Annotated in this window: 3 protein-coding genes; 1 reads left to right on the top strand and 2 read right to left on the bottom strand. The window is 78.1% G+C overall.

The features are described 5' to 3' along the window. Nucleotides 1-125: 125 nt before the first annotated feature. Complete coding sequence (locus tag ACIA6B_RS01360) at nt 126-1,136, bottom strand: 3-dehydroquinate synthase family protein (protein WP_396769786.1); 1,011 nt, start codon at nt 1,134-1,136, stop codon at nt 126-128. Next, nucleotides 1,133-1,909: a hypothetical protein gene (locus tag ACIA6B_RS01365; RefSeq protein WP_396769788.1), complete on the bottom strand. Its 777-nt coding sequence runs from the start codon at nt 1,907-1,909 to the stop codon at nt 1,133-1,135. The genes ACIA6B_RS01360 and ACIA6B_RS01365 overlap by 4 nt, the downstream gene beginning before the upstream one ends. Before the next feature lie 184 nt (nt 1,910-2,093). Here ACIA6B_RS01365 and ACIA6B_RS01370 point away from each other — a divergent pair, with 184 nt between their 5' ends. Then, on the top strand, nt 2,094-16,694 hold the full coding sequence (locus ACIA6B_RS01370) for an SDR family NAD(P)-dependent oxidoreductase (RefSeq protein ID WP_396769790.1): 14,601 nt from the start codon (nt 2,094-2,096) through the stop codon (nt 16,692-16,694). The last annotated feature ends 1 nt before the right edge of the window (nt 16,695 follow it).

Here is a 16,695-nt window from a genome sequence, read left to right on the forward strand (position 1 = left end):
CTTCAGGTCATAATTATGCCCTGCGGTCATATTGCTCCTGAGTGATTTCCTTCCCCGACGCCGACACGCCCGAGTGCCGGGCCTCGACCCACCTACGTCGCGGATCGCCCCCGAGTCCCGTCCGCCTACATCTCGGCCAGGGCGGCGCGGACCTCGGTCTCCGGCACGTCCGCGACCAGCTCCGGGCCGGCCTGGCCGTCCAGCACGAAGGTGAGGCCGGCGGTGGACTTCTTGTCGCGACGCATGAACGCGATCAGCTCGTCCGCGTCCACCCCGGACGGCAACGCCGTGTCCAGACCGTAGCCGGCCACCACCTCGTGGTGCTCGGCAACCCGGTCGGCGTCGATCCGACCGAGCCGCCCGGCCAGCCGCCCGGCGAACACGGTGCCCACGCCGACCGCCTCGCCGTGCCGCAGCCGGAAGTCGGTGGCCCGCTCCAACGCGTGACCGAGCGTGTGACCGTAGTTGAGAATGTGCCGCAGCCCGGCGTCGCGCTCGTCGGCGGCGACCACCCGGGCCTTGAGCGCCACGCACGCGGTGATCTGCTCGGTCACCGTCCGGCCGCGCAGGTCGCCGGCGCCGATGAAGTGCGCGCGGGCGATCTCGCCGTAGCCGTTGCGCCGCTCCACCTCCGGCAGCGTGCCCAGGTAGTCGGTGTCGCAGAGCACCGCACGCGGCTGCCAGTAGACGCCGACCAGGTTCTTGCCCTCCGGCAGGTTCACCGCCGTCTTGCCGCCCACGCTGGCGTCCACCTGGGCCAGCAGCGACGTCGGCAGGTGAATGACCGCGACGCCCCGGTGGTAGAGGCCGGCGGCCAGGCCGACCACGTCGGTGGTGGTGCCGCCGCCGCAGGAGACCACCGCGTCGGCGCGGGACAACCCGAACTCGGCGAACGCCCGGCACAGCGCCTCCACGGTGGCCAGCGTCTTGTCGTGCTCGCCGTCGCGGGCCGGCACCACCCGGTGCGGCACGCCCGGGTCGGGCGTCCACTCCGGCGGCCGGGCCGAGACCACCACGACCCGGCGGGCCCCGATCCGCGCCACCTCCGCGGCCAGCCGGTGCCGCACGCCCGGGCCCACCAGCACCGGGTACGCCCGGTCGCCCAGTGCCACGTCGACCCGTTCCACGACGGTCATCCGACTCTCCCCGGTGGTGCGGCGACGATGTGCCCGGTCAGCCGCAACGCCAGCGCGGCCAGCGAGTCGACGGCCGGGTCGATGCCCCAGCGACGATGGCTGAGCTGGGCGTGCTCGGCGATCAGGAAACCGCGCGGCGCGGCCGGATGGTCCTCGGCCACCAGCTCGGTGACCCGGTCCAGGTAGCGCCGCCAGGCCGCCGAGACCGGGTCGTCGGCGAGCGGCAGGTCGGCGGCGGCCAGCACGATCTTGTCGGCGCCGGCGTGCGCCTGCGCGGCGAGGTCCCGGCGCTGCGCCCCGGTCAGCGTGCGACTGCGGTCCTGCCAGTGCAGGAACAGGAAGGCCGCCCGGTCGCCGGCCGGCAACAGCCCGCACAGGTGCCGCAGGTGCGCCACCGCGAGCGGCAGCTCCAACCCGGCCAGCCACGGTGGTTCACCGCCGAGCAGACCCAGCGCCACCTCGCTGCCGGCATGGGCGAGCGGTCCGCCCCGGGCCGGGTCGCGCACCGCGTACGCCGGTGGCACCGGCCGGGCCGACGGGCCGAGCCGGTCCCGTGCCAGGTCCAGCGCGGCGGACCCGGCGTGCAGACCCAGCCGCAGCCGGGTCGCACCGGGGGAGTCGAGCCGGTCGAAGAACCAGCATCCGTCCGGGTCGGCGGCGCGCAGCTCGGACACCAGCCCCGCCAGCACCGTGCCGACCAGCTCGGCCGCCCGCGCGTCGACGCATCCCCCGCCGGGCACGGCGAGGTCGGCGAACAACCAGGAGCGTTCCATGGCACCTCGACTGTCGGCGGTGGTACGCGGCGTCCTCGGGGCGTGCCCATCATCACCGCGCCGGCCCGCCGGAGGGCCCGCACGCGGCCGGGAACCGGGGTCCGGTTAGGGGGCGACAGGGGTAGGTCCCCGCCGGGCCGCTGGCCAGACTTGGGCCGTTACGGCGAAGGACGGATGTGCTGACATGCTTCGGAGTGACCTGGTCCAGCCGTTGCCCGAACTGCTCCGGGCCCACGCCGGCCGGCTGCCGGACCAGGTGGCGTTCCGCGACGCGGACCGGGCGGTGTCCTGGGCCGCGCTGGAGGTGGTCACCGCCCGGCTGGCCGGCCACCTGGTCGACGCGGGCGTCGGCCGGGGCGAGCGGGTCGCGTTCTGCCTGGGCAACCGGGTGGAGACGGTGGAGACCTGGCTGGCCGTGACCCGGGCCGCGGCGGTCGGCGTACCGCTGAACCCGCGCAGCACGGACGCCGAGCTGGCCCACCTGCTCGACGACTCCGGCGCGGTGCTGGTGGTCACCGACCCGCAGCACGTCGACCAGTTCCTGCGGCTGCACGCGGACCGGCCCGACCTGCGGATCTGGGTGACCGGCGACGGGCCGTACCCGGAACCGGTGACGGCCTGGCCGGCGCTCGTCGACGCGCCGCCGGCCGCCGACGCCCGCGACGACCTCGGGCTGGACGAGGTCGCCTGGATGCTCTACACCTCCGGCACCACCGGCCAACCCAAGGGCGTGCTCTCCACCCAGCGGACCTGCCTCTGGTCGGTGGCCGCCTGCTACGTGCCGGTGCCCGACCTGACCGCCGCCGACCGGGTGGTCTGGCCGCTGCCGCTGTTCCACAGCCTCTCCCACATCGGCTGCGTGCTGAGCGTGACCGCGGTCGGCGCGAGCGCCCGCCTGGTCGACGGCTTCGCCGCCGCCGACGTGCTGCGCGCGGTCGCCGAGGACGAGGCGACCGTGCTGGCCGGCGTGCCCGCCATGTACCACCACCTGGTCGACGCGGCCCGCGCCGACGGGTTCCGCGCGCCCGCGCTGCGGGTCTGCCTGGTCGGCGGCGCGATCACCACCGGGGAGCTGCGCCGCGCGTTCGAGGAGGTCTTCGACGCGCCGCTGCTCGACGCGTACGGCAGCACCGAGACGTGCGGCTCGATCGCGGTGACCCGCCCGGACGAGCCCCGGGCCGAGGGCTCCTGCGGCCGGGCCGTGGACGGCGTGCAGGTGCGCCTGGTCAGCCCGGACACCGGCCGCGACGTGCCGACCGGTGACGAGGGCGAGGTGTGGGTCCGCGGCCCGGGCGTCATGCTCGGCTACCACGGGCTGCCCGAGGCCACCGCGGCGGCGCTGCGCGACGGCTGGTACCGCACCGGGGACCTGGCCCGCCGCGACGCCGACGGGAACCTCTTCGTCACCGGCCGGCACCGGGAACTGATCATCCGGGGCGGCGAGAAGGTGCACCCGGTCGAGGTGGAGGACGTGCTGCGCGCGGTGCCCGGCGTGGCCGACGTGGCGGTCACCGGCCGCCCGCACGAGGTGCTCGGCGAGGTGCCGGTCGCGTACGTGGTGCCCGCGCCGGAGGGCTTCGCGCCGGCCGCCGCGTACGCCGCCTGCCGCGAGCGGCTCGCGTACCACAAGGTGCCGCAGGAGCTGTACGAGATCGACGCGGTGCCGCGGACCGCCTCCGGGAAGGTCACCCGGCGGCTGCTGGCGGAGACACCGGCCCGGCTGCGCGCGGTCAACGGCACCCACCACGAGGCGCTGACCCGGCTCACCTGGCGTCCGCTGGCGCCTGTCGACCGGGTACCCGGCCGGCGCTGGGCGGTCGTCGGACCGCACGCCGGGGCGGTCGCCGACGCGCTGACCGCCGAGGGCGAGGACGTCCACACCGGCGCGCACTCCACCGACACCGACGCGGACGTGTTGGTGCTGGCCGGCGTCGACCCGGCGGCGCTGCCCGGCTGGCTCGACGACGCGCGCTACGCGACCGCCCGGGTGGTGGTGCTGACCAGCGGCGCGGTGGACGCGTCCACCGCGGACACGCCCGACGACCCCGACCTGGTCCCGGCCGCCGCCGTCGCCTGGGCGCAGGCGCGCTGCCGGCAGGCGGCCCGGCCGGACCGGATCGTGCTCGTCGACGCCGATCCCGCCTCGGCGGCGTTGCTGCCGTCCGTGCTGGACGCCGGCGCCGCCCAGGTCGCGCTGCGCGCCGGCACCGCCCGGTACGCGGCCCCCGCGCCGGCCGCCGCGCCGGCCCCGGAACACGCCGCCCCGGTGCTCGACCCGGCCGCGCCGACGGTGCTGGCCGGCGCGGACACCGCCGAGCGGGCGGTGCTGGCCCGGCACCTGACCGGCGCGTACGGTGCCCGGTCGCTGCGGCTGCTGCCGGTCGACGGCCCCACCACCGACCTCTCCACCCTCGACGCCGAACCGGTCGGGGCGGTCGTGCTGCGGGTCCACGACGCCGACCTGACCGACCACGACCGGAGCGCCCGGCTGCTCGACCTGGCCGGCCGGCTGGACCGGGACACCCGGCACGCCGCCGCCACCGCGTACACCGTGCTGGTCCCCGCCGACGTGCTGCTCGGCGCGGCCGGCCGGGAACCGGCGGCGGGCGCGGTCGCCGCGCTGCACGCGCTCGTCGCCCGGCGGCACGCGGCCGGGCTGCCGGCCCGGCTGATCGGGGTGACCGGGCCGGCGTGGGCCGAGACCGCCGCGTTCGACGTCGCGCACGACGGCGACGACCTGGTGCTGGTGGCCGGCCCGGCCGAGCGGGTGGCCGCCCACCCGGCCTGGCGCGGCCCGACCCGGCCCGACGACGACGCGGACACGCTGCGCCGCCGGCTCGCGGCGCTCACCACCGCCGACGGCGACCGCCTCCTGGCCGACCTGGTCCGGGCCGCCACCGCCGAGGTCGCCGGGCTGCCCGGCGCGGGCGCGGTCCGGCCCGGCCGGGCGTTCACCGAACTCGGGTTCACCTCGGTCCGCGCGGTCGCGCTGCGCGACCGGCTGAACCGGGCCACCGGCGCGCGGCTCTCCGCCACCGCCGCGTTCGACCACCCGACACCCGCCGCGCTCACCCGGCACCTGGCCACGCTGCTGCGCGGCGCCGGCCCGACCGACACCGGCACCGGCCCCACGGCCGCCGCCGCCCGGACCGGCCCGGTCGCCGCCGACGACCCGGTGGCGATCGTCGCCATGGCCTGCCGGCTGCCCGGCGGCGTCACCGGCCCGGACGAGTTGTGGGACCTGCTCGAAGCCGGCGGCGAGGGGCTCACCGGGTTCCCCACCGACCGGGGCTGGGACCTGGCGCACCTGTTCGCCGACGACCCCGACCGGGCCGGCACCTCGTACGTGCGGGTGGGCGGGTTCCTGGCCGGCGCCGGGGACTTCGACGCCACCCTGTTCGCGATCAGCCCGCGCGAGGCGCTGGCCATGGACCCGCAGCAGCGACTGCTGCTGGAGACGTCCTGGGAGTTGTTCGAGCGCGCCGGGATCGACCCGACCGGGCTGCGCGGCAGCGCCACCGGCGTGTTCACCGGCGTGATGCACCACGACTACGCGGCCAGCGTCGGCCAGGCGCCGCCCGGCACCGAGGGCTACCTCGGCGTCGGCACCGCCGGCAGCGTGGTCTCCGGGCGGGTCGCGTACGCGCTGGGTCTGGAGGGGCCCGCGGTGACCGTGGACACCGCCTGCTCGTCGTCGCTCGTCGCGCTGCACCTGGCCGCGCAGGCGCTGCGCGCCGGGGACTGCGCGCTCGCGGTGGCCGGCGGCGTCGCGGTGATGGGCACCCCGCAGGCGTTCGTCGAGTTCAGCCGCCAACGCGGACTCGCGCCGGACGGCCGGTGCAAGGCGTTCGCCGAGGCCGCCGACGGCACCGGCTGGTCCGAGGGCGTCGCCGTGCTGCTGCTGGAGCGGCTCAGCGACGCCCGCCGCCACGGTCACCCGGTGCTGGCGCTGCTGCGCGCCAGCGCGGTCAACTCCGACGGCGCGTCGAACGGGCTCACCGCGCCGAACGGGCCGGCCCAGGAACGGGTCATCCGGCGGGCGCTGGCCACCGCCGGCCTCGAACCGGGCGACGTGGACGCGGTCGAGGCGCACGGCACCGGCACCCGGCTCGGCGACCCGATCGAGGCGCAGGCGCTGCTCGCCACGTACGGGCAGGGCCGGCCGGCGGACCGGCCGCTGCTGCTCGGCTCGCTCAAGTCGAACCTCGGGCACACCCAGGCGGCGGCCGGCGCGGCCGGCGTGATGAAGATGGTGCTCGCGCTGCGCCACGGCACGCTGCCGCGCACGCTGCACGTCGACGCGCCGACCGGCGAGGTCGACTGGTCGGCCGGCGCGGTCGAGCTGCTCACCGACGCCCGGCCGTGGCCCGACGTGGACCGACCCCGCCGCGCCGGCATCTCCTCGTTCGGCATCAGCGGCACCAACGCCCACGTCATCGTCGAGGCGGCCCCCGCCATGCCCACCCCGCCGCCGGTCACCCGGCAGCACCCGGCCGGCGTCGTGCCGTGGCTGCTCTCCGCGGCCAGCCGGGAGGGCCTGCGGGACCAGGCGGCCCGGCTGTCGACCTGGCTCGACCGCACCGAGGCCGCGCCCGCCGATCCGGCCGACGTGGCGTACGCGCTGGCCACCACGCGGGCGGCGCTGGACCACCGGGCGGCGCTGCTGGTCGGCGACCCGGCCGACGCCCGTGCCGCGCTGACGGCGCTGAGCCGCGGCGACACCGACCCGGCCGGCGTGCTCACCGGCCGCGTCTCCGACGGCCGGCTCGCCGTCCTCTTCGGCGGGCAGGGCGGGCAACGCGCCGGCATGGGCCGGGAGCTGCGCGCGGCGTACCCGGTCTACGCGGAGGCGTTCGACGCCGCCTGCGCCGAACTGGACCGGCACGTCACCGGGCAGTCGGTCGCCGACGTGGTCCTCGCCCCGGACGGCGACACGCGGGCCGCGCTGCTGCACGAGACCCGCTACACCCAGCCGGCGCTGTTCGCCGTCGAGGTGGCGCTGCACCGGCTGCTCGAATCCTGGGGCGTCCGCCCGGACCTGCTGCTCGGCCACTCGATCGGCGAGATCGCCGCCGCGCACGTGGCCGGCGTGCTCACCCTCGCCGACGCCGCCGCGCTGGTCGCCGCGCGGGGCCGGCTCATGCAGGCGTTGCCGGCCGGCGGCGCGATGGTCGCGGTGGAGGCCGACGAGACCGAGGTGCTGCCGCACCTGACCGACCGGGTCGGACTGGCCGCCGTGAACGGGCCGACCGCCGTGGTGCTCTCCGGCGACGCCGACGCGGTCGAGGCGGTCGCCGCGACGCTGCGCGCCGCCGGCCGCCGCACCAGCCGGCTGCGGGTGTCGCACGCGTTCCACTCGCCGCGCATGACGCCGATGCTGGACGCGTTCCGGGAGGTCGCCGCCGGGCTGACCTACCGCGCGCCGCAACTGCCGGTGGTGTCCACGGTGACCGGCGTGCCGGTCGACGCGGCCCGGCTCACCTCGCCCGAGCACTGGGTGGCGCACGTCCGCGACACCGTGCGCTTCGCCGACGGCGTCCGCGCCCTGCACACCGAGGGAGCCACCACGTTCCTGGAGATCGGCCCCGGCGGCGTGCTCACCGCGCTGGCCGCCGAGTGCCTCGCCGACGCCGGCGACGACCTGGCGTTCGTGCCCACGCTGCGGGCCGGCACGCCCGAACCGGCGGCGCTGCTCACCGCCGCCGCCCGGCTGCACGTGCGCGGTGTGCCGGTGGACCGGGCCGCGCTGGCCGGCCCCGGCCCGCACGCGCCCGTCGCGCTGCCCACCTACGCGTTCCGGCACCGGCACTACTGGCTGCCCGCCACCCCCGGCGCACCGACCGGCGACGCCGGGCACCCGCTGCTCGCCGCCGTGCTGCCGGTCGCCGGCACCGGCCAGGTGCTCGCCACCGGACGGTTCACCGCCACCCGGCCGGCCACCCCGGACGGCGCCGCGCCGCTGCTGCCCGCCACCGTGCTGCTCGACGCGCTCGGCCACCTCGGCGAACGACTCGACACCCCGGTCCTGGCCGAGCTGCGGATGCCGGAGCCGGCACCGCTGCCCGCCGGCCTCGCGGTCGACCTCCAGTTCGACGTCGCCGGCCCGGACGCCGCCGGCCGGCGCGCCGCCCGCTGCCACGTCCGCGCCGGCGAGCACGAGCCGTGGCGGGCGGTCGCCGACGCGGTGCTCGCCCCGGCCGACCCGCTCGCCGCGCCCGGCGTACCGGCCCCGGTCTGGCCGCCGGCCGGCGCCCGCCCGGTCGAGGCGGCGCATCCGCTGCTGCGGGCCGCCTGGACCGCCGGGGACCGGCTGCACCTCGACGTACGGCTGCCCGACGACACCGCCGACCCGGACGCCGAACGGTACGGCGTGCACCCGGACGTGCTCGACGCCGCGCTGGACCTGCTTCCGCTGGCCGGGTTCGCCCCGCCGGCCGGGCCGGGGGAGCGGATCGTGCCCACCGACTGGACCGGCGTACGCCGGCACGCCACCGGCGCGTACGCGCTGCGGGTCAGTCTCGCCCCGGCCGGCGCGGACGCGGTCACGCTCACCGCCGTCGACGACGCCGGCCGGCCGGTGCTCGACGTCGACCGGATCGCGCTGCGCGCGGTGACGCTGCCGTCCGCCGCCGCCCCGGCGCCGGAGACCGGCCCGGCCGGGCTGTACACGGTGGACTGGCTGCCCGCCCCGACCGGCCCGGTGCCCACCTGGACGCTCGCCGACGCGGTCCCGGCGACCGGGCCGCTGCCGCCGGTGCTGGTGCTGCGCCTGCCCGACGGCGACCCGGCCAGCACCGTCGCGCAGCGCGCCGACGCGATCGGCCTGGCGCTGCTCGGCGTGCTGCACCGCTGGCTGGACGACCCGCGCGCCGTCGACACCCGGCTCGCGGTGGCGGTGCGCGACGGCGACCCGGCGCACGCCCCGGCCGCCGGCCTGCTCCGGGTGGCCCGCGCCGAGCACCCCGACCGGTTCCTGCTGCTGCACCTGGACACCGTCGACGACACCACGGTCCGCGCCGCGCTGGCCGCCGCCGACGACGAACCCGAGGTCGCGGTCCGCGACGGCCGCGCGGTGCTGCCCCGGCTCCGCCCGGCCACCGAGCCCGACACCGCCGCGCGACCCGCCCTGGCCGGCGGCGCGGTGCTGCTCACCGGCGGCACCGGCGGCCTCGGCCGGCACGTCGCGGTGCACCTCGCGCAGACGTACGACGTGCGGGAGCTGGTGCTGCTCAGCCGCGCCGGCCGGCCCGCCCCCTGGACCGACGAGCTGGCGGCGACCGGCGTCGACGTCCGGGTGGTCGCCGCCGACGTGGCCGACCGGGACGCGCTCGCCGCCGTGCTGGCCCCGCTCGCCGACCGGCTGGTGGCCGTCGTGCACGCCGCCGGCGCCACCGACGACGCGCTGCTCACCGACCTCGACCCGGACCGCTGGGCCGGCGCGCTGCGGGCCAAGGTGCACGGCGCGTGGCACCTGCACGAGCTGACCGCCGGCCTCGACCTGGCCGCGTTCGTGCTGTTCTCCTCCGCCTCCGCCACGTTCGGCAGCCCCGGCCAGGGCAACTACGCCGCCGGCAACGCGTTCCTCGACGCGCTCGCCGCGCACCGCCGCGCCCACGGGCTGCCCGGCACCGCGCTCGCCTGGGGCCTGTGGGCCGAGACCGACGGGATGGCCGGCCGACTCACCGCCGCCGACCTGGCCCGGCTCGCCCGCACCGGCACCCGTCCGCTGGACGCCGCCGCCGGGCTGGCGCTGTTCGACGCCGCGCTGCGCGCCGAGCCGGCGACGCTGGTGCCGATCGGACTGGACCTGGCCGCGGTCCGCGCCACCGGGGAGGTGCCGGCGCTGCTGCGGGCGCTGCTGCCGCCGGCCCCGCGCCGGGCCGTCGTCGCCGAGCCCGGCACCGGCACCGGAACCGGCTTCGCCGACCGCCTGGCCGGCCTCGGCGAGCCGGACCGGGCCGCGCTCCTGCTCGACCTGGTCCGCGCCCGCTGCGCCACGGTCGTCGGGCATGCCGGGCCGGACCAGGTCGAGCCGCGCCGGCCGTTCAAGGAACTCGGCTTCGACTCGCTGATGGCGGTGGAGCTGAGCAACCGGCTCTCCGCCGCCACCGGCGTCCGGCTCGCCCCGCACGCCGTGTTCAACCATCCCACCCCGGAACTGCTCGCCGCGCACCTGCACGCCCGGCTGCTCGGCACCGCCGCCACCGAGGTCGCCGACGCCACCACCGTCGCGCTGGACGAGCCGGTCGCGGTCGTCGCGATGGCCTGCCGGTTCCCCGGCGGCATCGGCTCCCCGGAGGAGCTGTGGCGGCTGCTCGACGCCGGCGGCGAGGTGATCGGCGACCTGCCCACCGACCGGGGCTGGCCGCTCGCCGACCTGTACGACCCGGAGCCCGGCACGCCCGGCCGCACCTACACCCGGGCCGGTGGCTTCCTCACCGGGCTCGCCGACTTCGACGCCGCGTTCTTCGGCATCAGCCCCCGCGAGGCGCTCGCCATGGACCCGCAGCACCGGCTGCTGCTGGAGACCTCCTGGGAGGCCCTGGAACGGGCCGGCATCGACCCGGACACGCTGCGCGGCAGCCGTACCGGCGTGTTCGCCGGCACCCACGGCCAGGACTACGCCGACCGGATCACCCCCGGCGCCACCGCCGACGACGGCGAGACCGTCGCCGACGAGGGACACCTGCTCACCGGCACCGCCGCCAGCGTGCTCTCCGGGCGGGTCGCGTACGCGCTGGGGCTGGAGGGGCCGGCGGTCACCGTGGACACCGCCTGCTCCGCCTCACTGGTGGCGCTGCACCTGGCCGCGCAGGCGCTGCGGCAGGGCGACTGCGACCTGGCGCTCGCCGGAGGCGTGTCGGTGCTGTCCAGTCCGGCCGGGCTGACCGGGTTCAGCCGCCAGCGCGGCCTCGCCCCGGACGGCCGGTGCAAGGCGTTCGCCGAGGACGCCGACGGGTTCGGCATGTCCGAGGGCGTCGGCGTGCTGGTGGTGGAACGGCTCTCCGACGCCCGCCGACGCGGCCACCCGGTGCTCGCCGTGGTGCGCGGCTCGGCGGTCAACTCCGACGGCGCGTCCAACGGCCTCACCGCCCCCAACGGGCCGTCCCAGGAACGCGTGATCCGGGCCGCGCTGGCCGCCGCCGGGCTCGACCCGGCCGACGTGGACGCGGTCGAGGCGCACGGCACCGGCACGCCGCTCGGCGACCCGATCGAGGCCGAGGCGATCCTCGCCACCTACGGCCGCCGGCCCGACGGCGTCGCGCCGCTGCTGCTCGGCTCCGTGAAGTCCAACCTCGGCCACACCCAGGCCGCGGCCGGCGTCGCCGGGATGCTCAAGGTCGTCCTCGCCATGCGGCACGGCCGGTTGCCCCGCACGCTGCACGCCGAGCACCGCACCAGCCGCGTCGACTGGGCGGCCGGCGCGGTCGACCTGCTCACCGAGGCCCGGCCGTGGCCGCGTACCGACCGGCCAGCCCGCGCCGGCGTCTCATCCTTCGGCATCAGCGGCACCAACGCCCACGTGGTCATCGAGGCCGTGCCGGACGAGCCGGCCGTCGACGCCGAGCCGCCGGCCGGGCCGGCGGCGTTGCCGTGGCTGCTCTCCGCGCGTACCCCGGAGGCGCTGGCCGGGCAGGCCCGCCGAATGCGCGACCACCTCGCCGACCGACCCGACCAGCGACCGCTGGACGTGGCCTGGTCGCTGGCCACCACCCGGGCCGGCTTCGACCACCGGGCCGTGCTGGTCGGCGGCCCGGCGGAGACCACCGCCGGCCTGGACGCGCTCGCCGTCGGCGAGCCCGCCACCGACCTGGTACGCGGCGACGTCACCGCCACCGGCAAGCTGGTGTTCGTCTTCCCCGGCCAGGGCTCCCAGTGGGCCGGCATGGCGCTGGACCTGCTCGACGAGGCGCCCGTGTTCGCCGAGCGGATGGCCGCCTGCGACGCCGCGCTGCGGCCCTGGCTGGGCCACCCGCTGCGGGACCTGCTGCGCCAGGCGCCCGGCACCCCGGACTTCGAACGGGCGGACGTGGTGCAGCCGCTGCTGTTCGCGGTGATGGTGTCGTTGGCCGAGCTGTGGCGCTCGTACGGCGTGCAGCCCGCCGCCGTGGTCGGCCACTCGCAGGGCGAGATCGCCGCCGCCTGCGTGGCCGGCGTGCTGTCGCTCACCGACGCCGCCCGGCTGGTGGCGCTGCGCGCCCGCGCACTGCGCAAACTGGCCGGCGCCGGGGTGATGGCCGCCGTGCCGCTCCCGGTCGAGGTGGTCCGCGAGCGGGTCGCCCGGTACGGCGACCGGCTGGCCGTGGGCGCGGTCAACGGGCCGGCGAACGTGGTGGTCTCCGGCGAACCGGACGCGGTGGACGCGTTCGCCGCCGAGCTGGACGCCGACCGCATCCGGCTGCGCCGCCTCGCGATCGACTACGCCTCCCACTCCCCGCAGGTGGAGCGGATCCGGGCCGAGCTGGCCGAGGCGGTCGCCGGCGTCACGCCCGGACCGGCGGCGGTGCCGATCTACTCCACCACCGACCTGTGCTGGCTCGGCGGCGAGGAGATGGACGCCGACTACTGGTACCGCAACCTGCGCCAGCCGGTCGAACTGGCCGACGCGGTACGCGCGCTGACCGCCGAGGGCCACCACACGTACGTCGAGTGCAGCCCGCACCCGGTGCTCACGCCGGGCATCGAGCAGACGGTCCAGGAGCACGAGCACCCGGCGGTGGTGGTCGGCTCGGTGCAGCGCGGCCGGGGCGACCGGGCCCGGTTCCTGCTCTCCGTGGCCGCGCTGCACGTGCGCGGCGTACCCGTCGACTGGCAGCCGGTGCTGGCCGGCGGACGCCGGGTCGACCTGCCCACGTACGCGTTCGCGCACCGCCGCTACTGGCCCCGCCCGGTCACCGGCGCCGCCGACGTCGGCGCGGCCGGGCTGGCCGCCGCCGGGCATCCGCTGCTCGGCGCGTCGGTGCCAATGGCCGACGGGCGGGGGCACCTGTTCACCGGCCGGCTCGCGGTCGCCGAGCAGCCCTGGCTGGCCGACCACCGGGTCGCCGGCCGGGTGCTGGTGCCCGGCACCGGGCTGGTCGAGCTGTGCCTGCGGGCCGGCGACGAGGTCGGCTGCCCCGCCCTCGACGAGCTGGTCATCGAGGCGCCGCTGACGTTGCCCGAGGACGCGGCCACCCAGGTGCAGGTCGCGGTCGGCCCGCCCGCCGACGACGGCCGCCGCCCGGTCAGCGTGCACTCCCGGCCCGCCGCCGGCCCGCCCGACGCGCCGTGGACCCGGCACGGCAGCGGCACGCTCTCCGCCGCCGAAGCCACCCCGGCGACGCCGGCCGGGCCGCCGCCGGACGCCGACGCCGTCGACCTGACCGGCTTCTACGACCGCCTGGTCGACGAGGGATACGGCTACGGCCCGGCGTTCCAGGGCCTGCGCGCGGTCCGGACCGCCGACGACGAGGTGTACGCCGAGGTGGAGCTGCCGGCCGGCCCGCGCGCCGACGCCGACCGCTACGCGCTGCACCCGGCGCTGCTCGACGCCGCGCTGCACGCCGCGCACTTCGGTGGTCTCGCCGACGCCGGCGGCGACAAGATCCTGCTGCCGTTCGCCTGGAACGGGCTCAGCGTGCACGCCACCGGCGCCACCACGCTGCGGGTCCGGCTGCGGCGGGTCGGCCCGCACGCGTTCGCGCTGTCCGCCACCGACCCGGCCGGCGCGCCGGTCGTCGAGGCGGCGTCGCTGGCCATGCGCCCGATCTCCCGCGCCGAGCTGGGCGCCCGCGACGACGCGGTCACCGACGCGCTGTTCCACCTCACCTGGCAGCCGCTGCCGACGCCCCCCGCGCCGGCCCCGGCCCGGATCGCCGTGCTCGCCGCCCCGGACGCCGCCCCCGGCGATCCGGCCGCGCCCGTGTCGACCGTCGCCCCGGCCGGCCCGGCCGCCGGCACCGACCTGGCCGACCCGATCGGCCCGGCCGCCGGCACCGACCTGCCCGACCCGGTCGCCGTGACCGACCCGGCCGGCCCGGTCGACGTGTCCCGCCACGCCGACCTGTCCGCGCTGGCCGCCGCGATCGACGCCGGTGCCACGCCGCCGGAGGCGGTGCTCGCGCCGCTCACCGCCGGGACCGGTGCGCGCCGGGGGTCGACCGACCCGGCCGCCCCGGACCGGGCGCGACGGCTCGCCGGGGACGCGCTCGCGCTGGTGCAGCGCTGGCTGGCCGAGCCGCGCTGGGCCGAGACCCGGCTGGTGCTGCTCACCCGTGGCGCGGTCGGCGTGCACGGGCCCGGTGAGGTCGGCGACCCGGCCGCCGCCGCCGCGTGGGGCCTGGTCCGTTCCGCCCAGTCCGAGAATCCGGACCGGTTCGTGCTGCTCGACGCCGACACCGAGCCCGACGCGGCCACCCTGACCGCCGTGCTCGCCGCCGACGAGCCGCAGGTGGCGCTGCGCGACGGCGGCGCGTACGCGCCCCGGCTGGCCCGCCGCGCCGACGCGCCGACGCTCACCCCGCCCGCCGACGCGACCGCCTGGCGGCTGGACGTGCCCCGTCGGGGCAGCCTCGACCATCTCGCGCTGGTGCCCACCGACGCGGCCGACACGCCGCTCGGCGCGTACGACGTGCGGGTCCGGGTTCGTGCCGCCGGCCTGAACTTCCGCGACGTGCTCAACGCGCTCGGCCTCTACCCGGGCGATCCCGGCCCGCCCGGTGGGGAGGCCGCCGGCGTCGTCGCCGAGGTCGGCGCGGCGGTCACCGACCTGCGCCCCGGCGACCGGGTGCTCGGCGTGTTCACCGGCTGCTTCGGCCCGGTCGCGGTCACCGACCGGCGGCTGCTCGCGCCGGTGCCGGACGGCTGGACGTTCGCGCAGGCCGCGACCGTGCCGGTGGTGTTCCTCACCGCCTGGCGCGGGCTGGTCGGGCTGGGCCGGCTGCGGGCCGGGGAGTCCGTGCTGGTGCACGCCGGCGCCGGTGGCGTCGGCATGGCGGCGGTGCAGATCGCCCGCCACCTCGGCGCGGACGTCTTCGCCACCGCCAGCGAGGGCAAGTGGCCCGCGTTGCGGGAGCTGGGCGTGCCCGCCGACCACCTGGCGTCGTCCCGGACGCTCGACTTCGAGACGCGCTTCCTCGCCGCCACCGGCGGCCGGGGCGTGGACGTGGTGCTCGACTCGCTGGCCCGCGAGTTCGTCGACGCGTCGCTGCGGCTGCTGCCGCGCGGCGGCCGGTTCCTGGAGATGGGCAAGACCGACCTGCGCGACCCGGCCCGGGTCGCCGCCGACCACCCCGGCGTCGACTACCAGGCGTACGACCTGACGCGGGTCGAGCCGGACGAGATCCAGCGGATGCTCACCGAGCTGCTGGCGTTGTTCGCCACCGGCGCGTTGCGCCCGCTGCCGGTGCGCGCCTGGGACGTCCGGCAGGCCCCGGACGCGTTCCGTTACGTCAGCCAGGCCCGGCACGTCGGCAAGGTGGTGCTCACCATGCCCGAGACGTGGGACCCGGACGGCACGGTGCTGCTCGCCGGCGGCACCGGCCTGCTGGGCGGCCTGGTGGCCCGCCGCCTCGTCACCGGGCACGGCGTACGGCACCTGTTGCTGGCCAGCCGGGGCGGCCCGGACGCGCCCGGCGCGGCCGAGCTGACCGCCGAGTTGACCGTGCTCGGCGCCACCGTCACCGTGGCCGCCGCCGACGTCGCCGACCGGGACGCGGTCGCGGGCCTGCTCACCGCCGTGCCGGCGGCGCATCCGCTCACCGCCGTGGTGCACCTGGCCGGCGTGCTCGACGACGGCGTGGTCACCGCGCTCACCCCGGACCGCCTCGACACCGTGTTCCGCCCCAAGGTGGACGCCGCCCACCACCTCGACGAGCTGACCCGCGACCTCGACCTCGCCGGGTTCGTGCTGTTCTCCTCCGGGGCCGGCGTGTTCGGCGTGCCCGGCCAGGGCAACTACGCCGCCGCCAACGCCTGGCTGGACGCGCTGGCCCGGCGGCGACGCGGCGCCGGACTGCCCGCCCGCGCGTACGCCTGGGGGCTGTGGGCGCAGGCCAGCACGCTGACCGCCGGCGTGGACCGGGCCGGCACCACCCGCGACGGGCAGCTCGCGATCCCGTCCGACCTGGGCATGGCGCTGTTCGACGCCGGCCTCGCCGCGCCGGAGGAACACCTGGTGCCGACCCGCGTCGACCGGGCCGCGCTGGCCGGCCGACCGCACGTGCCGGCGCTGATGCGCGGCCTGGTCCGGGTCGACCGGCCGAAGGCCCGCGCCGCCACCACCGGCGGCGCCGACCTGGCCGGGCGGCTGCGCGCGCTCACCGGCGCGGAACAGTCCGCGCTCCTGCTCGACCTGGTCCGGGCCACCGCCGCGGCGGTGCTCGGCCACGGCAGCCCGGACGCCATCCGGGAGGGCCAGGCGTTCCACGAACTGGGCTTCGACTCGCTGACCGCGGTCGAGCTGCGCAACCGGCTCACCGAGGCGACCGGGGAACGGCTGCCGGCCACCGCCGTCTTCGACTACCCGGACCCGGCGGCGCTGGCCGGTTACCTGCGCTCCCGGCTGGTGCCCGACGGCGCGCAGGCCGCCCCGGCGGTGCTGGCCGAGCTGGAACGCCTGGAACGGGCGCTCGCCGAGACCACCGTCGAGGCGGACCTGCACACCCAGGTGGCGGCGCGGCTGGAGGTGCTGGTCGCCAAGTGGCGGACCATGCGCGGCGCCTCCGCCACCGACGACGACCTGGACCTCGACCGGGCCAGCGACGACGAGATCTTCAGCCTGATCGACACGGAACTCGGGCTGTGAC

The sequence above is a fragment of the Micromonospora sp. NPDC051141 genome, assembly GCF_044455765.1.
In the GTDB taxonomy this organism is placed as follows: Bacteria; Actinomycetota; Actinomycetes; order Mycobacteriales; family Micromonosporaceae; genus Micromonospora.